At 66.3% G+C, this 19,651-nt stretch carries 17 protein-coding genes; 5 read left to right on the forward strand and 12 right to left on the reverse strand.

The window, feature by feature from the left end; translation table 11 throughout:
• Window positions 1-109 precede the first annotated feature (109 nt).
• Window positions 110-2,392: a TonB-dependent siderophore receptor gene (locus tag MBENS4_RS02055; RefSeq protein WP_199904331.1), complete on the forward strand. Its 2,283-nt coding sequence runs from the start codon at window positions 110-112 to the stop codon at window positions 2,390-2,392.
• A 26-nt stretch (window positions 2,393-2,418) separates the two neighbouring features.
• Here the strand turns inward: MBENS4_RS02055 and MBENS4_RS02060 are convergent, their stop codons facing one another.
• The 10 genes from MBENS4_RS02060 to MBENS4_RS02105 form a co-directional block, all read right to left on the reverse strand.
• Window positions 2,419-3,822: an amidase gene (locus tag MBENS4_RS02060; protein WP_039388400.1), complete on the reverse strand. Its 1,404-nt coding sequence runs from the start codon at window positions 3,820-3,822 to the stop codon at window positions 2,419-2,421.
• Window positions 3,823-3,904: 82 nt separating this feature from the next.
• The gene (locus MBENS4_RS02065; protein ID WP_039388401.1) at window positions 3,905-5,404 is read right to left on the reverse strand and encodes a CoA-acylating methylmalonate-semialdehyde dehydrogenase; all 1,500 of its coding nucleotides are present in this window, start codon (window positions 5,402-5,404) and stop codon (window positions 3,905-3,907) included.
• 24 nt (window positions 5,405-5,428) lie between these two features.
• Window positions 5,429-6,859: a sodium:solute symporter family protein gene (locus tag MBENS4_RS02070; protein ID WP_052321940.1), complete on the reverse strand. Its 1,431-nt coding sequence runs from the start codon at window positions 6,857-6,859 to the stop codon at window positions 5,429-5,431.
• Window positions 6,859-7,149, reverse strand: coding sequence for a hypothetical protein (locus tag MBENS4_RS02075; RefSeq protein WP_039388403.1), 291 nt, complete (start codon window positions 7,147-7,149; stop codon window positions 6,859-6,861). The genes MBENS4_RS02070 and MBENS4_RS02075 overlap by 1 nt, the downstream gene beginning before the upstream one ends.
• A 43-nt stretch (window positions 7,150-7,192) precedes the next feature.
• Complete coding sequence (locus MBENS4_RS02080) at window positions 7,193-8,302, reverse strand: P1 family peptidase (protein ID WP_039388404.1); 1,110 nt, start codon at window positions 8,300-8,302, stop codon at window positions 7,193-7,195.
• Window positions 8,299-8,859, reverse strand: coding sequence for a c-type cytochrome (locus MBENS4_RS02085; protein ID WP_144400825.1), 561 nt, complete (start codon window positions 8,857-8,859; stop codon window positions 8,299-8,301). The genes MBENS4_RS02080 and MBENS4_RS02085 overlap by 4 nt, the downstream gene beginning before the upstream one ends.
• 34 nt (window positions 8,860-8,893) lie before the next feature.
• Window positions 8,894-9,424, reverse strand: coding sequence for a methylamine dehydrogenase light chain (locus MBENS4_RS02090; RefSeq protein WP_039388406.1), 531 nt, complete (start codon window positions 9,422-9,424; stop codon window positions 8,894-8,896).
• Between the two features lie 28 nt (window positions 9,425-9,452).
• Window positions 9,453-10,064 carry a methylamine dehydrogenase accessory protein MauD gene (mauD, locus tag MBENS4_RS02095; RefSeq protein ID WP_039388407.1) on the reverse strand — a complete coding sequence of 204 codons (612 nt, stop codon included), beginning with the start codon at window positions 10,062-10,064 and terminating at the stop codon, window positions 9,453-9,455.
• A gap of 3 nt (window positions 10,065-10,067) precedes the next feature.
• Window positions 10,068-10,637: a MauE/DoxX family redox-associated membrane protein gene (locus MBENS4_RS02100; protein ID WP_039388409.1), complete on the reverse strand. Its 570-nt coding sequence runs from the start codon at window positions 10,635-10,637 to the stop codon at window positions 10,068-10,070.
• Window positions 10,634-11,791: an amine dehydrogenase large subunit gene (locus MBENS4_RS02105; protein ID WP_052321942.1), complete on the reverse strand. Its 1,158-nt coding sequence runs from the start codon at window positions 11,789-11,791 to the stop codon at window positions 10,634-10,636. Before MBENS4_RS02105 ends, MBENS4_RS02100 begins: the two co-directional genes overlap by 4 nt.
• A gap of 197 nt (window positions 11,792-11,988) precedes the next feature.
• Here MBENS4_RS02105 and MBENS4_RS02110 point away from each other — a divergent pair, with 197 nt between their 5' ends.
• From MBENS4_RS02110 to MBENS4_RS02125, 4 genes are all read left to right on the forward strand, one after another.
• Window positions 11,989-12,534, forward strand: coding sequence for a cupin domain-containing protein (locus MBENS4_RS02110; protein ID WP_039388413.1), 546 nt, complete (start codon window positions 11,989-11,991; stop codon window positions 12,532-12,534).
• Between the two features lie 174 nt (window positions 12,535-12,708).
• Window positions 12,709-14,010 carry an aminotransferase class III-fold pyridoxal phosphate-dependent enzyme gene (locus tag MBENS4_RS02115; RefSeq protein ID WP_039388415.1) on the forward strand — a complete coding sequence of 434 codons (1,302 nt, stop codon included), beginning with the start codon at window positions 12,709-12,711 and terminating at the stop codon, window positions 14,008-14,010.
• A gap of 127 nt (window positions 14,011-14,137) precedes the next feature.
• The gene (locus MBENS4_RS02120) at window positions 14,138-16,327 is read left to right on the forward strand and encodes a TonB-dependent receptor (RefSeq protein ID WP_039388417.1); all 2,190 of its coding nucleotides are present in this window, start codon (window positions 14,138-14,140) and stop codon (window positions 16,325-16,327) included.
• A 211-nt stretch (window positions 16,328-16,538) separates the two neighbouring features.
• Entirely contained in the window at window positions 16,539-17,777 is a 1,239-nt protein-coding gene (locus tag MBENS4_RS02125) for a dicarboxylate/amino acid:cation symporter (RefSeq protein ID WP_039388419.1), read from the forward strand.
• A 215-nt stretch (window positions 17,778-17,992) separates the two neighbouring features.
• Here MBENS4_RS02125 and MBENS4_RS02130 read toward each other — a convergent pair whose 3' ends face one another.
• Window positions 17,993-18,340 carry a RidA family protein gene (locus tag MBENS4_RS02130; RefSeq protein WP_039388420.1) on the reverse strand — a complete coding sequence of 116 codons (348 nt, stop codon included), beginning with the start codon at window positions 18,338-18,340 and terminating at the stop codon, window positions 17,993-17,995.
• 16 nt (window positions 18,341-18,356) lie between these two features.
• Window positions 18,357-19,649 carry an FAD-dependent oxidoreductase gene (locus MBENS4_RS02135; RefSeq protein ID WP_052321943.1) on the reverse strand — a complete coding sequence of 431 codons (1,293 nt, stop codon included), beginning with the start codon at window positions 19,647-19,649 and terminating at the stop codon, window positions 18,357-18,359.
• Window positions 19,650-19,651 lie beyond the last annotated feature (2 nt).

A 19,651-nucleotide genomic window follows, 5' to 3' on the forward strand; every position in this document is an offset into this window, starting at 1 on the left:
CCATCTCAAGGCCCATTCTATCCCGCCCTCAATTGCTAATGAGTTGCATTATAAGGGGTAACGGGACATGAAACCAATGTTTTCTGGCAATAAAGCGACATCCGCGTCGTTGACCGCACTCGCCATCGCCCTGGGAGGCGCACAAGTTGCCCATGCCGACGCGGCGCCGGGCGCGAGCGCGCCGCCGACAATCGTCGTGACCGGACAGCGCACCGAGGACACCCCGTCCTACACCGCCGAGGAAACCAGCATCTCCATCGGCCTGCCCATCTCCCCGCGCGAGACACCGCAGACGGTGACGGTCATCACCCGCCAGCTGCTCGACGACCAGCAGATCGAGACCATCGACGATGTGCTGGCCACCGCGCCGGGCATCACCTCGTACCAGAATGACAACGCGGGCCGCACGACCTACCGCGCGCGCGGCTTTGACGTCAGCAACTACCGCATCGACGGCATGCAGGTGGACGGCCAGTCGAGCTTCAGCGGTGGCGGTGCCTCGACCAACATGGACCTCTACGACAGTGTCCAGATCGTGCGCGGCGCGAACGGCCTCTTGGGCGGCACGGGCGATCCTTCCGCCACGATCTACCTCCAGCGCAAGCAGCCGGGCACCGAACTGGGGGCAAACGGCAGCCTGGTCCTGGGCAACTGGGACAAGCGGCGCGTGATGGGCGACCTTAACGCGCCGATCACCGCCGATGGCAACGTGCGCGGCCGCCTTGTCTTCAGCGACGAGAGCACCGACACCTTCCGTGAGCGCGAGCATGTCGACCGCCGCGCCATCCTCGCCAACTTCGCGGCAAATCTCACGCCAACCACCGTGCTGAACGCCGGGGTCCAGTACGAGCGTACGGTCAACAAGGGCTCCTCGTGGGGGAGCAACGTCTCGATCTGGTTCGCCGACGGCACGCTGGCCAACCTGCCGCGCAGCACGAACCCGGTCGCCGACTGGAGCGAATCGCGCCGCAAGGCGACCACGGCCTTCGTCAATCTCGACCACCGCTTCGCCAACGACTGGCACGTCAAGCTGGGCTACGCGCGCACCGACAGCAGCGCCTACAACAACCTGGGCGTTGCCAAGATCAACAACGCCGCGCGCGAGGTCGGGGGCTACGCGGGCTTCTGGAACCAGGATGGCAGCGGCGCCTACCTCAACGCCATGCACTCGGAATTTTCGGAAGATCGCGACAACGTCGCCGTGACGCTGAACGGCCCGCTGCACCTGTTCGGACGCGAGCACCAGTTGATGTTCGGCTTCAACGGCTTCTGGAGCGAGAGCACCAGCTGGACCTTCGACAACGCCCTTGGCAACTGCAACATCGCCGGAGTCAGCCCGTTCCGGGGATGCCAGTACCGCTCGGCCGGCCTGCCGATCGACGACTGGCGCAGCTGGGACGGCTCCTACGCCAACTTCCAGACCTTCCGCACCGACGCGCGCGGGATTGACCGCACCCGCAGCATCGGCGGTTATGCCGCGGGTCGCTTCGAGCTCGCCGATGGGCTGACCGCGATCGTGGGCGCACGCATCAGCGACTACAAGACCAGCGGCGGCGACTACGATATCGCCAACGTCTACACCGCCGATGCCGAGACGACGCACGAAAAGGGTGTGTTCACGCCCTACGCGGGGCTTGTCTACGACGTCACCGACACGCTCTCGGTCTATGCCAGCTACACCGATGTCTTCACCCCGCAGGGGAACCTGCGCGATGAGGACGACCGGCTGCTACCGCCCGTCACCGGCTCGAGCTACGAAGCGGGCATCAAGGGCGCCTTCTACGGCGGCAAGCTCAACACTTCGCTCGCCTTCTACCGTAACGAGCAGAGCAATGTCGCGGAGAACACCGGCGAGCTCAACGACGTCACCGGGCTCGACATCTACCGTACGGTCGATGGTGTCGTCTCCAAGGGTGTCGACTTCGACGCCTCGGGCGAGCTGCTGCCGGGCTGGAACGTCTTTTTCGGTTACAGCTACCTGGACGTGAAGGGCCTCAGCTACCAGCGCGATCCACACAGCCAGCTGCGCCTCTCGACCAGCTACACGCTGCCAGGTGCGCTCAACCGCCTCACCATCGGCGGGGGTATCACCGCGCAGAGCAAGACCGAATGGTCGACCAACCCGGGCCGCCCGCTCGGCGATGGGACCTACGATGACAGCAACCTCGATGTCTCGGGCTATACGCTGGTCAACCTCATGGCGCGCTTCCAGGCGACCCAGAACATCCAGATCTCGGCCAACGTCACCAACCTGACCGACAAGACCTATTACCGCCAGTTCGGCTTCTACGACGGCCTCATCTACGGCGAACCGCGCAGCTACAGCGTGACCCTCCGGGCAAAGCCTGATCCGGATCGGGAACCTGGCGTATCCCGGGGCAAGCCCCCCTGACTCCCTGCCCCGGGATACCTACCGCTTCAGTCCGCCATGACCTCGCGCCGACAGGGCCAGGGCCGCTGCGCGGGGCGCGCCTTCTCGTACCACGCCGAGGCGCGCAGGACCGCCATGTCCTCGAAGCGGCGCCCGACGATCTGCAGCCCGATGGGCAGGCCTTCGCGGGTGTAGCCACAGTTGATCGAGCTCGCGGGCTGTTCGGTCATGTTGTAGGGAACGGTGAAGCCGATGTGCTCGAAGGGGCGCATCGGATCGTTCACCGGCGAGGCGAGTTCAGCCGGGAACGCGGGCATCGGCGCCACCGGGCTGAGCAGCAGGTCGTAATCGTTGTAGGCCCGCCCGCGCTCGCGCATCTGGATGATCTGGTCAAAGCCGGTGTAGACCTCCATGCCATCATAGTGCGCGGCAGGCTCCACCCACTTGCGGATGTACTCCAGGATCAGGTCGTATTTCTCGGCCGGAAGGTCGCGCATCTCGGCGTGGAAGCGCGCGCGCCAGAAGCGGTCGAGGCCATCAAGCATTTCCGGCGTCATGAACGGCGCGACCGGTTCGACCACCGCCCCGCCATGTTCGAACAGCCGTGCGGCCTCGGTGACCGCCTCGGCCACTTCGGGCTCGGTCGGCGAGCCGCAGCCTGCCTCCAGCATGAGGCCGATGCGAAGGCCCGCCACGTCGCCCTCAAGCTGGCGCCAGGGCAGTTCCTGATAGGGCAGATCCATGAAGTCGCGCCGGTCGGGCAGCGAAAGGTGCGTCATCATCAAGGCGGCATCGGCGACGGTGCGCGTCATCGGCCCCGCAACGCGGCCGATATAAGGCGGATCGATGGGGATGCGCCCGTTGCTGGGCTTGTGCGCAAAGATGCCGCACCAGCCCGCCGGAAGCCGGACCGAGCCGCCAATGTCGGTGCCCACGTGGAACGGCCCGTAACCTGCGGCAGCGGCGGCGCCTGCCCCCGCGCTCGACCCGCCGGGATTGCGCGAAAGGTCCCAGGGGTTGCGCGCCAGCTTGTGAAAGCTGGAGAGGCCCGAGGACAGCATCCCGTAATCGGGCACCGTGGTCTTGGCGAGAAGGACTGCGCCTGCCTCACGCATGCGCTGCGCGGGCGGCGCATCGTGGGTCTGCGGGGTCATGTCGCCTGCCGCCGTACCCACGGGCTTGGGCGTTCCCTTGGTGGCGATCAGTTCCTTGAGGGTCACGGGGATACCGTCGATCACCGAAAGCGGCGCGCCCTTGTGCCAGCGCGCTTCCGAGGCCCTCGCCTGTGCGCGCACGGCCTCGGGCTCCAGCGCGTAGGTCGCGCATAAGTGCGGCTCCAGCCGCTCGGCGCGGGCCAGCACGTCCTCGGCAACTTCCACCGGGGAGAGTGTGCCCGCGGCAAAGCTCTCGGCCAGCTCCACGCCTGTCAGATCGGCCAGTTCCTCTTTCATCGCATCGCTCCGCTGCGGGGCGGCGCTCCTGGCGTCCGCCCCCTGGTTTGGTCCCTCTCCCGTGGTCTCTCCCGGTCCGGTGTCAGGCCGTGGTCGGGATCAGGAAGGCGTTGCCCTTGTCCGCGTCCGGCCCCGGCCAGCGCTGGGTCACCGTCTTGACGCGGGTGAAGAAGCGGAAGCCTTCCTCACCGTACTGGTTGTGGTCGCCAAAGGCCGAACGCTTCCAGCCGCCGAAGCTGTGGTAGGAGACCGGCACCGGGATCGGCACGTTGATGCCGACCATGCCCACCTCGACCTGCATCGCGTAGTCGCGCGCCGCGCCGCCATCGCGAGTAAAGAGCGCCACCCCGTTGCCATAGGCGTGGCGGCTGGCAAGGTTGATCGCCTCCTCCAGCGTTGTCGCGCGCACCATCTGCAGCACAGGGCCGAAGATCTCGTCGCGGTAGGACTGCATCTCCGGCGTGACGTGGTCGAACAGCGTCGGGCCTAGGAAGTAGCCCTCCTCATAGCCCTGAAGCGAGAAACCGCGTCCGTCGACGACAAGCTCGGCCCCTTCGTCCACGCCCATCGCGATGTAGTGCTCGATCTTCGCCTTGTGCTGGGCGGTGACGACGGGGCCATAGTGCGCCTCGCGGTCGCTCGAGATACCCACGCGCAGGTCCGCGATGGCCGCGACCAGCTTTTCACGCAAGGTGTTCGCGGTCGCCTCACCCACGGGCACCACGACCGGCATCGCCATGCAGCGTTCCCCGGCTGACCCATAGGCCGCGCCCATGATGTCCGAGACGGTGCGGTCCATGTCCGCGTCGGGCAGGACGATGCCGTGGTTCTTGGCTCCACCCATTGCCTGGACGCGCTTGCCCTGTGCGGTTCCGCGTGCGTAGACCGCCTGCGCCACGTCGGAAGACCCCACGAAGCTGATCGCCTTGATCGCGGGGTGATCGGTGATCGCCTCGACCATCACGCGGTCGCCATGGACGACGTTGAGAATGCCATCGGGCAGGCCCGCTTCCTTGGCCAGTTCGGCGAGGCGCAGCGGCACGGACGGTGCGCGTTCGGAGGGCTTCAGGATCATCGCGTTGCCCGCTGCAATGGCCGAGGCGCTCATCCACAAGGGGATCATCGCGGGAAAATTGAAGGGGGTGATGCCCGCCACGATGCCGAGCGGCTGGCGCATCGAGTAGACATCGATGCCCGGGCCCACGCCGCTGCTGTATTCGCCCTTCATCAGGTGCGGCGTCGCGCAGGCGAACTCGACCACGTCGAGACCGCGCTGGATATCGCCCTTGCTGTCGTCGAAGACCTTGCCGTGCTCGCTGGAGAGAAGCGCGGCCAGTTCGTCCATATGCGCCTCGATCAGCGCCTTGAAGGCGAACATCACGCGCGCGCGGCGCTGCGGGTTGAGCGCGGCCCAGGCGGGCTGCGCGGCGCGTGCGGCGGCAACCGCCGCTTCCAGCTCAGCGTCGCCGCCCAGCGGCACCTGCGCCTGCACCGTGCCGGTGTTGGGATCGAAGACGTCGGCCATGGCGGTGCCGTCCCCGGCGCTGTGCGCGCCGGCGATGAAGTGAGGAATTGTGCGCATGGGGGTATCCGTTCTCGCTGAAGATCAGGGGGTGGATGAGGACGCGCGCCCGGTGTGGGCCTCGCGCAGGAGCGGAATGACCGCGCGCGCACCGATGCGCGGCGCGGCCAGAGTGACGAGGGCGAGGACCGCGACATTGATCGCAAGGCCGATCACGCCGACGTTGAGCCCACCAAAGGTCCAGCCCGCCGCCTTGACCGCCAGCATCGCGCCATCGGCGACAAGGATGCCCGCGATCAGCGCGCGCGCCGGGACACGCGGGAAGAGCATGGCCGCAACGAGGCCGGGCAAGGTCTGGACAATGCCGAAGTAGAAGACGTTGTTGAGCGTTGCGATCAGCTGCACCGAAGTCTCCGCACCGACGAGCGAGAAGATCAGGAAGGCCGCGATCACCACCTTGGACCAGCGCTGCTGCGCCGTGCCATCAAGGCTGGGCACCAGGTTGCGCGTGATGAGCGGACCGATGGCCAGGCACACGCTGCTCAGGATCACGAGCCCGGAAAGCGCAACGGCGGCCATGACCAGCCCCACCACCCAGTCGGGCAGGAGCGCAATCGCGGTCGAGAGGAACACGAAATCAGGTTCGGGCGGCACGATCCCCTGCCCCTTGGCGTAGTAGGCCACCATCATCAGGAGCGGGAACATCAGCATGTAGATCGGCGCGACGATCTGCGCGCGCTGGATCGCACGGGGCGAATTGGCCGAGAAGATGAAGGCCCAGTTCTGGGGGATCATGCAGAAGCCCACGGCCTGCAGCACGATAGTCGAGATCGCGAAAATGAGGTCGGGGCGGGTCGGTTCGGGCATCGTCTCGGCAAGACTGACCGGCATGCTCGGCTCGGCATTCCAGGCGGCGAGCGCCACGAAGCCGACCAGCAGGATCGAGGCCATCATCAGGATGTCCTTGAGCACCGCCACGAAGGCCGAGGCGCGAAGCCCTGCGATCACGACATAGGCAAAGGTCAGGAGCCCTGCGAGGCTGGTGAGGAAGATCGACCGGGCTTCCGGCGCCAGCCCCGTGAACACCAGCTTCAGCCCCAGAAACTGCATCGTACCGATGGGAACGAGGAGGATGATGGAGCTGAGCGTGATCAGGATCTCCAGCCCCCGGCTCTCGAAATGGTCGCGGAAGAAGTCGGGGATCGTCGCCGACCCGTAGAGCGCGCCCGCGCGCCAGATCCAGGGGCCCACGAAATAGATGCAGGGCGCGGCAATCAGAATGTAGCCGAAGAACCACAGGACAAAGCCCTCACCGCCTGCATAGACCCCGCCCGGAAAGCCCAGCATGCTGGCGATGGAATAGGTCTCGCCCACCGAGAGGAAGAAGAACAGGATCGGCCCGAACTGCCCGGAGGCGACGAAGAACTCGCGCGCGTCGGGGTTGGAATGCCCGCGCCGCGACCACAGGGCGATGCCCAGCGACAACGCCATGACAGCAATGAAGACAGCCAGCATCACAGGCTATCTCCCTCGCGAGGCGCACCATGGCCGGGCACATCGCCCCGGTCACTCGCCCCGCCGCCGAAGCGGTAGCAGACCAGCAGGCACAAGCTGGTCAGCGGCGCGCAGGCGAAGAGACACCAGCTGCTCCACGAGATGCCCAGGAACCGTCCGGCCGAAGCCGGCACCAGCAGCGCCGAGGCCAGGACCAGCGCAAGCGGCAGGGCAATGCCCAGGAGCGGAGGCCACCAGGGCATCGCGCCATCGGGCATCTCGGCCGCGCGGCGCGGCGGGATGCCACTCATGCGCCGGACCTTTCCGGATTGGGGAGTGAAATGGAACGCCAGATCACAGCGTCAGGTCTTTCCAAGCCTTGCTGTCGGCGCCCGGCGGCGTGCTGGCCTCAAAGACGCCGCGCGCGATGGCGCGGGCCAGTGTGTCGGCGGCGACGGCACCGGCGCGCAGGACCGCGACGGGACGCGGCCCCTTCACCTCGACCCGTCCGGTCGAGATCGCGAAGACGACATCGCCATCAAACGGCGTGTGGATCGGGCGGATGGCCCGCGCCATGCCGTCCTGCGCCATCATGGCAAAGCGCTTCATCTCGTCAGGCGCCAGATCAAGGTCGGTCGCGACGCAGGCGATGGTGGTGTTTTCCTTGGCCGCAGGCGCCTTGGTATAGCCCCACTCCTCGGGCGAAGCGTACATGGCGCTGGGAGGAAGTCCGCCGAACTCGTCGCCGATCTCGAAGGGGCTCGCCCAGAAGTTGCGGGTGCCCGGCGCCACGGTCGAGCCCATCGAGTTGACCGCAACGATGGCGCCCACGGTGGAGCCGTCGCTGACGAGCGTCGAGGCCGAGCCAAGCCCGCCCTTGAGGCCGCCCGCCTGCGCGCCATAACCCGCGCCCGCAGTGCCCAGCGCAAAGTCCGCGCCCACCGCTTCGAGCGCGGCGATACCCAGCGCGCGGTACGGCGGCTCGGTGCCCCAGCCCTTGTCCCCGCCATTGGCGAGGTCGTAGAGGATGGCCGAGGGTACGATGGGCGAGACCGGTACGCCTGGACGCGCCATGCCGCCATAGCCGATGCCCTTCGATCCCAGCACGGCAGCAACGCCATCGGCTGCGGCGAGGCCATAGGAAGATCCACCCGAGAGCACGATAGCATTCGCGGCATGGACGAGGTTGTGGCCTTCGAGCGCGTGGCTCTCGCGCGTGCCGGGGCCTCCGCCGCGCACGTCGATGGCGGCGGTCGAAAGCTTGTCCGCCAGGATCACCGTGGTGCCGGTGCGTACCTTCACGTCCTGCGCGTTGCCGACAGTGAGCCCGGCGACGTCGGTAATGAGATTGCGCGCGCCGGTGCGTCCGGTGCTGCGCAACGCGGCGTCCTTTGCGAGAAGCGGCGCGGCGAAGGCAAGGCCTCCAAGGCCAGCGGCACCCATGAGTACGTTGCGACGGTTCATTTCATCTCCTCGACCCGGCCGGGAATGCGGCCGCGCGGTCGGTTGTAGTCCAGCATCGCCTGCGGTGCCTGGCAACGCGCCACCATCTCGCCCACCACCTCGCGGCGCTTGGCGTGCAGGTCGGTCACCGAAAGCGGGTTTGCACGATAGGCCGCAACTTCCTGCGACGTATAGGGTTTTGCAAGCTTCGAAGTGGGTGTCTCTCCCAGATCGAACATGACGTAGTTGAGAACATCCGCCAGGTCCTCATCGGACAGGCGCGCGAACATCACGTTGGGAAGGCGCCCTGCGAACGATCGGCTTTCCGGCGTACACAGGAAGAACCCGGCGCGCGCCGCGAGGTCAGGGACGTTGCGCGCGACCGAGCGCCCCTCCAGCCCGTGACATCCCCCACAGCGCTCCACGAAATTCGAGCGCGCGCTGCGCGGAAAGGCCGGGGGCGCGGCATGTAAGGTGTCCTCCTGCGAACTTCGTGCCATGGCCGCGTAGGCCCCGCTCGCCAGCAGCGCCGCGCCGATCAGCGCGCGCACCGCCATTCGTGCGGCCATAGCCGTCACGAGCGGGCCCTTTCTTCCCCCTCAAGCCCCTCCGTCATACCGGCCCGACGAGCGCGGCCGTGGAGCAGTGGTAGCTCATCGACTTGGTGCCAAAGCACCAGATGATCTCGTTGTCGGCCATCGGGCGGTAAGCGGGCATCTCGCGCTCGGTCCCGTCGCAGTGGCAATCGGTCTGGCACATGCTCGCCCCGCAGCAATCGCGGTAGGCGATGAGGTACGAGCGTCCGTCTTCGGGGTTGCGGCAGGTGCCGACCCAGGATGTGGGCGAGGCTTCGGTCCCCGGCGGACAGGTGTGGATGCCGCCCCCGCAGCAGGTGCACAGCGCCCCGTCGATGGCGCAGTAACGCCAGTAGTTGCACTGCGTATCGTCCTTGGTCTGCGCGGTGCGCGCAAAGTTGCTGAGCGGCACGTCGGCGTCCTGCGCGCGAGCCACGGGCAGCACCGGGAAGAAGGGGGCAAAGCTTGCCGCGCCGCCGATCTTGGCCAGAAGCGAGCGGCGCGAGGTGCCCTTGGCCAGCCCGCGCGAGAGCTTCTCGCTGGCGCTGTCGATGAGTTTCCAGTTCATGGGTGCAATTCTCCTTGCAGGGCGCGCCTTATTCGGCGGCCTCCAGCGCCGGGGCGCGGCTCGCGCGCAGGTAGCTCTGCACGTTGGAATGGCCGGTCTCGTGCGCGACCAGCAGGCTCTCCAGATGCTCGCGGCTGTTGACGAGGCCGCGCGCGACGACCTTGCCCGCGTCATCAAGCAGGATCGCGTGGGGCAGCTTGGCAACGGCAAAGGCCATCCCCACTTCCGGCCCGTTGACGAAAGTCTGGCCCGCAAGGCCATGGCGCTCGATCATGCGGCGCTGCTCGTCCGGGTCCTCATCCCCCACGAAGACGAGATCGACACGCTCGTCACGCGCCACGTCGAGCGCGATGGGGATGAGCTTCTTGCAGATCGGGCAGGACGGCGCGACGAAGAGCAGCAGGCGCAGCGAACCTGCGGCAAGCGCACCCCCGATCTCGATCGTGCCGCCCCCCAGCAGATGGCCGGGCATGACGGGGGCCTGCTCGCCCGCCTGAGCCCCTTGCGCGGTGGCGAGCGCGCCGACAGGCGCAAGGCGTTCGTGAAGGACGCCGATCTGGCGGGCCAGCGCCAGGATCACAAAGGCCATGGCGATGACCAGCATCCAGAGCAGGACAAGGGCAGTGGTGACAAGAAGCATCGGTCAGCCTCCGGCTTGGGGGCGAGCGCGCCGAGCCGGCAGCGCCCAGAAGATTTCGAGAATATGAAGCAGCACCGCGCCCAGCATACCGGCCGCGAGAGCCACGAGGAGCGCAAGCCCCTGCGCCATGGAGGCAGGCGCGAGCCCGCCAATCCCGGCCGAGCCGATCAGAAGCACCGCCCAGACAAAGTTGCGCACGACCATGCCGGCGCGTAGCGGCTGGCGCAGTTCATCGCCCCGGCAGCCGCAGTCGATATGCGCACGCCCGCGGCTGATGTTGATGGCGATGGCCGCGGCAAAGAGCGTGAGCAGCAGCGCCGCACTGAAGGCCGCCAGCGAGGCCGTCAGCGGCACCAGAAGCGCCGCAGCGAGCGCGAGTTCAAGCCAGGGAAGCAGCCCCGCCACCACGCCCACCAGAGGCCGCGGGAGCAATTTGTAGTTGGCGACCACGCCTGCGAATGCCGAGTGGTTGCGCAGCTTGGGAAGCGCAGCGCCTACGAAAAGCAGCGCGGTCCCGAAGCGCAGGGCCCCTGCCCCGGTGGCAAGGAGAAGGCCGGTGTCGAGCACGCTCATGGCATCGGGGTGACCGGCACGACCGATCCCACGTTGCTGACCGAGGTCTTCTCGCTACGATCGAGCGCATTGAGGACTTCCAGGCCGCCATCCTCGGTGACGAGGTAGAGCAAGGGCTCGGCATCCTGGCTGACCTCAACCGAGGTCACCGGGGTCTTGAGCGGCACGCGCTCCACGACCTCGCGTTTGGTCAGATCGACGACCCAGAGCTGTGTCCCCTTTTCCTTCTGCGTCCAGTGCTCACCCGGGTGCATCAGCACGAAGAGGAGATTGCTGGCGTGGTGCCAGGCGGAAACCACGCTGCCCCCGGGACGCCAGGCCAGCTGCAGGTCGTCGGGGCGCGCCAGTTCGAGCCCCGCGGCCTCCTGGATCGGCCAGGCCGCCACTTCCTTCGCGTCCTCAAGCGACACCTCGTGGATGACACCTGTGTAGGACAGGAACACCCCCTTGCCCGCCTTGGGATCGATCGCGGCCTCCTCGAAGAGCGGATCGTTCTCCGCATCGAAGAACGCGGCCGAGCGCTTGAGTTCGAGCGCCTTGGCCGTATCGACCGAGCCGATCGAACCATCGCCGCAGATGACCGCGAAGCCGGTCCTTCCCCAGGCCATCGCATGGGCGCAGCCGGGCGTATCGACCACCTGCACATCCCCGCTTGCAAGGTCCACCACGTTGACCGAGGCGGAAGGATCGAAGTTGTACATGTAGGCGCGCGCGCCGTCGGTGCTGATCGAGAAGTTGGTGCGGCGCGGAACCATGAAGACCCGGCCCGGCAGGGTAATCTCTTCCTGAAGGTTGAGCGTCCGGCCGTCATAGACACTGATCATGTCCTGGCGCGTACCGCGGTTGCCCTTGGTCCAGATCGTCTCGGCCACGTAGATGCGCGACTGGTCGGGCGCATAAGCGATGTTGGCGAGGCCGCCGAGCGATACGGTACCCAGGAACTTGCCGTCCTCGCCGTCGCGGATCTGCGCGCCGCCCGAACCAAAGCCGCCCGCCAGCACCAGCCGATGCGGCCCGGGCGCGCCCATGACCGCCACGTCACTGACTTCCTCTTCGAGCGGCGGCGGCAACGGACCTTGCGCAGCCATGGCCGTACCCGGCAGTGCAAGCACCAGAAGGGCCGATGCAAGGCGAAGTGATGTCTTGATGTGCATGAAACCCCCGTTCCTGCGAATGCCGTGAGTACACATCGAAGGCGGTCTGGTCACAAGACTGTTTTTTGCACTGCAACCAATATGAAATATTGATCATCCTCAAACCGTCACATAGGCTTGTCCCATTCCAGACAAAACGACTGGGGCCGCACCAGAACAGATAAGGCTAGTGCCCCTGGAACAGGGAGTTACCTTACATGAAGGACGAAGTAGGCGTGCGCCTGCGCGCCGTGCGCGAGCGCAAGGACATCAGCCAGAGGGCCCTGGCCAAACTGGCCGGCGTACCCAGCAGCACGATCTCGCTGATCGAGGGCGGCCGCACCAACCCCTCGGTCGGATCGCTCAAGCGCATCCTCGATGCAATCGGCATGACGCTCGGCGAATTCTTCAACCTCGACGTCACCGAGGATCGCAGCATATTCTTCAAAAGAAATGACCTTTCAGAGATCGGACGCGGCGGCGTGAGCTATCGCCAGGTGGGCCAGAGCGGCAGTTCCTCGATCCAGATGCTCTACGAAACCTACCAGCCGGGCTCGGAAAGCGGGCGGGTGATGCTCACCCATGAAGGCGAGGAAGCGGGCGTCATCATCTCGGGTAAACTGGAAGTGACGGTCGATGACGAAACCCGCGTTCTGCAGGTGGGCGATGCCTATCTCTTCTCCAGCCAGTTGCCCCATCGCTTCCGCAATACCGGCAAGGAACCGTGCATCGTGGTGAGCGCCTGCACCCCGCCCAGCTTCTAGAAAAAAGACGCAGGCGTGATGCAACTCGCTCAATATGCTGATCGCCAAATTGCAGAAAAGTCTATTTTGCGGTGCATTGCCGCATGTTTTTTGCAACGCAAGAAATAGACTTGTCGCACGGCCGCAATTGCCATCACTCTGTCATCAATTGCTCAAGCATAGGATGCCAGTTCTGTGGACGACCTCGCGAATTTCTGGATGCCCTTCACCGACAACCGCGGCTTCAAGGCGACGCCGCGGCTGCTCGCCTCGGCCAGCGGCTGCCACTATCGCGACACGAAGGGCAACGAGATCCTCGATGGCACCTCGGGCCTATGGTGCGTCAATGCCGGGCACGCCCGTGGCCCGATTATCGCGGCCATCCGCGAACAGGCCGAAGAACTCGACTTTGCGCCGACCTTCCAGCTCGGCCACCCCAAGGTGTTCCAGCTCGCACAGCGGCTGGAGACCATCTTTCCCAAGGGGATCAATCGCTTTTTCTTCGGAAACTCGGGCTCCGAGGCAGGCGATACGGCCCTGAAGATCGCCTACGCCTACCATGAGGCCCGCGGCGAACCGGCGCGCAAGCGCATCATCGGGCGCCAGCGCGGCTACCACGGCGTAGGCTTTGGCGGCATTTCTGTGGGCGGCCTGCCCAACAACGCGCGCGGCTTTCCGCTGCTGCCGGGCTTCAGCCACCTCTCGGCCACGCTCGACATCGCGAACAACGCCTTCACACGCGGCCAGCCAGACACCGGCGCGGACCTTGCCGACGAGCTGCTCGGCTTCATCAAGGAGTACGGCGCCGAGACCATCGCGGCGGTCATGGTCGAGCCGATGTCGGGCTCGGCCGGGGTGCTTGTGCCACCCAAAGGCTATCTCGAACGCCTGCGAGAGATCACGCAGGAGCACGGCATCCTCCTCATCTTCGACGAGGTGATCACCGGCTTCGGGCGGCTGGGCGCAGCTACGGCCTCGCAGCGCTTCGGTGTCACGCCCGACATCATCACCACCGCCAAGGGCCTTACCAACGGGGCGGTCCCGATGGGCTGCACCGCCGTGCGCCAGGACATCTACGAGGCCGTCACCCAGGCCGCGGCTCCGGGGATCGAGTTCTTCCACGGCTACACCTATTCGGGCCACCCGCTGGCCGCCGCCGCCGCGCTTGCCTCGCTCGATGTCTACGAAGGTGAAGGCCTGTTCGAGCGCGCCGCCTCGCTCGAAGGCATCTTCGAAGATATCTTCCACGCCCTGGCCGATGCACGCCACGTCATCGACGTGCGCAACATGGGGCTGGTGGCCGGGATCGAGCTGGCCCCGCGCGAGGGCGCACCCGGCGCGCGCGCGATGGAACTGTTCCACGCCTGCTTCGATGCCGGTGTCCTGATCCGGGTCACAGGCGACATTGTCGCGCTGTCGCCGCCGCTCATCGCCACGCCCGATCACTTCGAACAGATCGCGGTCACCATCGCCGACACGCTGGCGAAAATTCACTGATACGAAAACGAAAACAGCACTATGGCGTCCGACCGCGAGACAGAGGGTTGCGGTCGAAGGCTCTTGGGAGAGGCCTGAAACGGGGGGGAAACGCAATCATGCGTTCACCAAATACAAGGGAGCTGACATGAAGACGTATTTGGGTCGGACGGCAATCGGCGCGATCGTGGCTGCCACGCTCTGCGCGCCCGCCTATGCACAGGTATCCGAGAACGGGGACGGCAGCATCGTCGTGACCGCGCAGCGGCGCGAACAGAATGCGCAGGACGTGGGCATCGCGCTCAGCGTCATCGGCAGCGATGAACTGGAGCAGCGCGGCGTCACCAACGTCAACCAGCTGCAGGACGCGACGCCCAGCCTCGAAATCGAGCCCGCATTCGGCGGCGGCGCGGCGCAGTTTCGCCTGCGCGGCGTGGGCTTCCAGGACTACGCCTCGAACAACTCGCCCACCGTCGGCGTCTACGTCAACGAAGTGGCCTACCCGGTGCCGGTGATGACGCAGGGGCTCATCTTCGACGTCGCGCGGGTCGAGGTCCTGCGCGGGCCGCAGGGCACGCTCTACGGACGCAACACGACGGGCGGCGCGGTCAACTTCACCACCAACAAGCCGACCGACCACTTCACCGCGGGCGGCATGGTCGAATATGGCCGCTTCGATGCGGTGCGCGGCGAGGCCTACGTCTCGGGTCCGATCACGGAAGGCATCAACCTGCGCGTCTCGGGCGCGACGCAGCAGGGCGGCGCCTACCAGTACAACCGCGACACGGGTGAAGAGATCGGCGATGCCAACCGCTGGGCGGGCCGCGCCCTGCTTGCCATCGAACCTGTGGGCAGTGGCTTTTCGGGCCTGCTCGATTTCCACTACGGGCGCGACACATCCGAGGCCACCGGCCTCTACCTCCTCAACGACCTGCCCACGCAGGCCGGCGCAGGGCCGGTCATTCCGGCCGACACCGACCGCTTCGCGACCGGCTGGGGCCTCTCCCCGCAGCTGCTGGCCGACACCGAACTCTCGGTCGGCGACGTGCCCGGCGTCGACAACGAGACCTGGGGCGCTTCGGCCAATCTGTCCTATGACTTCGGCTCCGTCACGCTGACCAGTGTCACCGCCTACGACTGGCTCCACCGCGAACAGTTCGCCGACTGGGATAGCTCGGCGTCGGTCGAGGCGGACACCTTCTTCGGCAGCGATGTCGATGTGTTCGCCCAGGAGGTCCGCCTCAGCAATTCGCAGCCCGGTCCGCTGACCTGGGTGGTAGGTGCCTACTATTCGCAGCAGAACCTCGACGAGCGCTACTACTCCGATTTCGTCGATGTCTACGGCACCTACGCCCGCGTGAACTATGCGCAGAAGGTGGAATCGATCAGCGGCTTCGGCCAGCTCGAATACGCCTTCTCGCCGCGTTTCAAGGCCATTGCCGGGCTTCGTTACGAGTATGAAAAGCGCCAGCTCCAGGGCTTTGGCTCCGCCTTTGGCGGCGCGCAGGCCCTGCCGCCGACCGACGTGTCCACCTCGATGAAGCCGCTGACCGGCAAGCTCGCGTTCGAATTCACGCCGAGCGACGACCTCCTGCTCTACGCCTCGGCCAGCAAGGGCACCAAGTCGGGCGGCTTCACCACCTACAACACCGGCAACGAGAGCGGCATCGAGCCCTTTGCGCCTGAAACGCTCTACGCCTACGAAGTCGGCTTCAAGGCCAACCCCTCGCGCACCTTCCAGATCAACGGCTCGTTCTTCTACTACGACTACCGCGACCAGCAGGTGCTCTCGGCGGTCTGGGGCGACAACGGCGCGGTCGGGCGCTTTGCCAACGCGCCCAAGTCAAGCATCTGGGGTACCGAACTCGAAGTGGTCGTGACCCCTGCTCCGGGCGTCACCGTCACGCAGTACGTGGGCTACAAGAAGGGACGCTACCTCGAGTTCTTCGATCTCGACGTGCCCGCTTCGAACCTGGTGGGCGAAGCCGTCTACACCGACCGCGCACACACCGACATCCCCTTCCCCAACCTCTCGCTGGGCGGCTCGATGCGCTACGCCATGCCGATGGGCGACTACACGTTGACGCCATCCGCGACGTACTCCTTCCGTGAGGAATACCCCTCGTGGCTGGGTGAGACCTTCGACATCGCGGCCTACTTCGTGGTCAACGCCGAACTGCAACTGGCGCCCACCAACGGGCCCTGGACGCTCAGCCTGTGGGGCCGCAACATCTTCAACGAGAAGTACGACCTCACCCGCAACTACTTCACCAGCGCGGACATCGCCCAGCCCGCGCGTCCGGTCAGTTACGGGCTGCGCTTCAGCATCGACTACTGATCCGCACCCTTCCGACGTCCCGACCCCAGGCCCCGCATGTCCGATCCGACATGCGGGGCCTGTTGCGTCCAGGTATCTTCGCTCCACGCGCAGAAAGGCGTTGATAGACATGGGTTATGGGCCACCCAAGTCTTGGCAGCACGGGCTTGGCCGCCTTCTGGTATCCCCCTCGCTCTCCCCCTCCTGCAGACCGACAAGGACGCCCCGCCCGATGCTGAAAGCCTGGTTCACGACCCCGCTCTGGAAACGCGTCCTTGCCGCCCTTGTCCTGGGCATCCTGGCTGGCCTTGCGCTGGGCGAGCAGGCGAACGCGATCCGCTGGATCGGCGATCTTTTCATCCGTGCGATCAAGATGCTGGTGGTGCCGCTCATCTTCTTCTCGCTGGTCTCGGGGATCACCGCGGTGGGTGACATCGGGCGCCTGGGCAAGGTCGGCGGGCGCGCGCTCCTGCTGTTCATGGGCACCGCGCTGATCTCGGTGTCACTGGGCATGGGGCTCGCCACGCTGGCCCAGCCGGGCGAAGGGCTGTCCATTGCCCTTCCCGCCGGCAGCGCCGTGCCCGAAGCGCCCGACCAGTCGCTCATCGCGATGATCGTGGGGCTCGTGCCCGAAAACCCGATCATGGCCATGGCGCAGGGCTCGATCCTGCCCGTCATCGTTTTCTCGGTGCTGTTCGGCATGGCCATTCTCGTCTCGGGCGAAGAGGGCAAGCCGCTCGCCAAGGCGATGAACGCGGGCTCGGTCGTCATGCAGAACATGACCATCTTCGTGATGGAGCTGACCCCGCTGGGCGTCTTCGCGCTTATCGCCTGGGTCGCGGGGACGTTCGGGTTCGAAGCGCTGGTGCCGCTCTCCAAGCTGGTCGGGCTCAATTACCTGGGCTGCGCGATCATTCTGGGCATCGTCTACCCGCTGATCCTCAAGGGCATCGCGCGCCTGCCGGTGCGCGACTTCTACCGTGGCATCATCGATGCGCAGGCCGTTGCCTTCTCGACCGCCTCCTCCAACGCGGCACTCCCCGTCACGCTGCGCTGCGTCGAGCGGAACCTGGGCGTTTCCAACTCCATCGCCAGCTTCACCGTGGCGCTGGGCGCAACGATCAACATGAACGGCACGGCGATGTACCTGGGCGTCATCGCGCTGTTCGGCGCGCAGGCTTACGGCATCGAGCTGAGCTGGTTCTCCTACGTGATGATCGCTCTCACCTCCACGCTCGGCGCGATCGGCGCGGCGGGTGTGCCAGGCTCTGGCCTCGTGATGATGAGCCTTGTCCTTTCCTCCATCGGTGTGCCGCTGGAGACCATCGCCTTTGTCGCAGGGATCAACCACCTGCTCGACATGGCGCGCACGATGACCAACGTCACCGGCGATGCCACCGTTGCGGTCGCAGTCGGCCGCATGGCGGGCGAGATCGACATCGAGGAGTATATCTCGGCCGACGACGTCTGAGGAAGCCGGCAAGCGATTTACCCTTGCCCCAAACCGGGCGACCTCACCTTCCTCGACGAAGGTTGCGCACGCAGGGTGAGGTCGACCATTCGGGGAGCCCGAGGGCAATAGCCCTCGGATGCTCTCTCCTGCCCCCCTTCAAAAAAGAGGCGCTGCATCCCCGTGGACGCAGCGCCTCTTCTTTTATGACCTGCCCGGTCTGGGGGTGGGTGGGGTCACGCCAGGCAGGCCACCGCCTCAATCTCGACATCCCCGGCGACAAGGCCGCTGATGACGGTGGATCGGGCGGGAAAGGGTTCGCCGAAGACCTCTCGGTAGACCGCGTTGAAGCCGGCCATGTGCGCCGCATCGGTCAGCCAGGCGGTCACCTTGACGACCTGGTCGAGCCGCGCGCCTGCTTCGGCAAGCACGGCCTCCAGGTTCGCCAGCGCCTGGCGCGTCTGGACGGTGATGTCACCGGGCACGATTGCGCCATCAACGCCGCGCGGCAGTTGGCCCGAGGTGAAGACGAGATCACCCGCGCGGCGAAAGCGGCTGAGCGGGGGACGGGTCGGCGTGGTCATGGGAAAAGTCCTTCTTTCACTGTGTCTCGCGGGTTGCGGCCAGAACCTGCTCGGCAACGCGTTCGCCGCAGCCCGCCGCGAAAGTCCAGCCGAGCATGCCGTGCCCAATATTGAGGAAGATCCGCTCGCCCGCGCGCCGCACCTCGGGCACGCTGTCCGGGCGCATCGGGCGCAGGCCTGCCCAGCCCTGTCCCGCCTCGTCGTAGCGCGCGGCCTGGGGGAGACCCGCGCGCGCGCCCTCGACCAGCGCCCGCAACCGCACCGGATCGACCGCCGCATCGTGCACGCCGAGTTCGGCCAACCCGGCAATCCGCATGGTCTCACCAAGGCGGCAGAACACGATCTTGCGCGCCGTATCTGTCAGGCTGACGTGCGGAGCATGGGCACCAAGCGGGGCTGTAAAACTGTACCCTTTCATCGGCTGGATCGCCGCGCGAATGCCGAGCGAGGAAAGATAGTCGGGCGCATCGATGCCCAGGCAGACCACCATGTGGCGCGCCCGGATGGTTCGTGGCGAGCCCCTAGCGGGGATCGTCACGCCGTCCGACGAAACCAGCGGCGCACCGGCGGAAAAATTGAACTGCGCAGCGACGCCGTATTCGCGCGTCAGCACCTCCAGCAGGCCACGGCAGAAGAGATAGGGATCCCCCACTTCCTCCTCCGGCGTCCAGAGCGCGCCAACGAAGTCCCCCGCCTCGGTGAGCGCAGGTTCGATCTCGCGCGCCTGCGCAGCCCCTACGACATGCTGTTCAAAGCCCGCCTCGCGCTTCATGTGCGACACCTCTTCGGCCCGCGCCAGCGCCGCGCCGTCCCGGAACAGGTGCATCTTGCCCGGACGCGCGTGATTGAAGGCAAAGGGATGGCGCGCGCGCAGGTCCGCCAGGGCGACCTGCGATTCCACGCCCAGTTCCAGCGCTGCCCAGGTCTTCCGGGAAAATCGCGATGCGGTGCAGTTGCGCAGGAACGCAAGGCCCCAGCGGAGGAATTCGGGATCAAGCGAGGGCCGCACGCGAAACGCGGGGTCAAGCCCGGCCAGCATACCCGGCAACTTGCGCCAGAGCGAAGGCTGCGCCAGCGCGTCGGTATAGGCAAAGCTGAGCTGCGCGCCGTTGGCAAAGGAGGTTCCCCGCCCCGGCTCGCCCGCGCGCTCGACCAAGGCCACGCGAAGCCCGCGCCGCGCCAGCGCGTAGGCCGTGCACAGCCCCACGACGCCCGCGCCGAGCACGGCCACATCGACCGGAGCGTCCTCTTGCGGCGCCTTCGCAGAGCGCGCGCGCGGCTCTCCCTTCGCGGATCGCGAATGGTCCATCT

This window comes from Novosphingobium sp. MBES04 (assembly GCF_000813185.1).
In the GTDB taxonomy this organism is placed as follows: domain Bacteria; phylum Pseudomonadota; class Alphaproteobacteria; order Sphingomonadales; family Sphingomonadaceae; genus Novosphingobium; species Novosphingobium decolorationis.

What these genes read in the sequence shown, in the direction of transcription:
- MBENS4_RS02060 (WP_039388400.1), bottom strand. Translation starts at nt 3,822, where the DNA reads ATGAAAGAGGAACTGGCCGATCTGACAGGCGTGGAGCTGGCCGAGAGC.
- MBENS4_RS02065 (WP_039388401.1), bottom strand. Translation starts at nt 5,404, where the DNA reads ATGCGCACAATTCCTCACTTCATCGCCGGCGCGCACAGCGCCGGGGAC.
- MBENS4_RS02070 (WP_052321940.1), bottom strand. Translation starts at nt 6,859, where the DNA reads ATGCTGGCTGTCTTCATTGCTGTCATGGCGTTGTCGCTGGGCATCGCC.
- MBENS4_RS02075 (WP_039388403.1), bottom strand. Translation starts at nt 7,149, where the DNA reads ATGAGTGGCATCCCGCCGCGCCGCGCGGCCGAGATGCCCGATGGCGCG.
- MBENS4_RS02080 (WP_039388404.1), bottom strand. Translation starts at nt 8,302, where the DNA reads ATGAACCGTCGCAACGTACTCATGGGTGCCGCTGGCCTTGGAGGCCTT.
- MBENS4_RS02090 (WP_039388406.1), bottom strand. Translation starts at nt 9,424, where the DNA reads ATGAACTGGAAACTCATCGACAGCGCCAGCGAGAAGCTCTCGCGCGGG.
- mauD (WP_039388407.1), bottom strand. Translation starts at nt 10,064, where the DNA reads ATGCTTCTTGTCACCACTGCCCTTGTCCTGCTCTGGATGCTGGTCATC.
- MBENS4_RS02100 (WP_039388409.1), bottom strand. Translation starts at nt 10,637, where the DNA reads ATGAGCGTGCTCGACACCGGCCTTCTCCTTGCCACCGGGGCAGGGGCC.
- MBENS4_RS02105 (WP_052321942.1), bottom strand. Translation starts at nt 11,791, where the DNA reads ATGCACATCAAGACATCACTTCGCCTTGCATCGGCCCTTCTGGTGCTT.
- MBENS4_RS02110 (WP_039388413.1), top strand. Translation starts at nt 11,989, where the DNA reads ATGAAGGACGAAGTAGGCGTGCGCCTGCGCGCCGTGCGCGAGCGCAAG.
- MBENS4_RS02120 (WP_039388417.1), top strand. Translation starts at nt 14,138, where the DNA reads ATGAAGACGTATTTGGGTCGGACGGCAATCGGCGCGATCGTGGCTGCC.
- MBENS4_RS02125 (WP_039388419.1), top strand. Translation starts at nt 16,539, where the DNA reads ATGCTGAAAGCCTGGTTCACGACCCCGCTCTGGAAACGCGTCCTTGCC.
- MBENS4_RS02130 (WP_039388420.1), bottom strand. Translation starts at nt 18,340, where the DNA reads ATGACCACGCCGACCCGTCCCCCGCTCAGCCGCTTTCGCCGCGCGGGT.
- MBENS4_RS02135 (WP_052321943.1), bottom strand. Translation starts at nt 19,649, where the DNA reads ATGGACCATTCGCGATCCGCGAAGGGAGAGCCGCGCGCGCGCTCTGCG.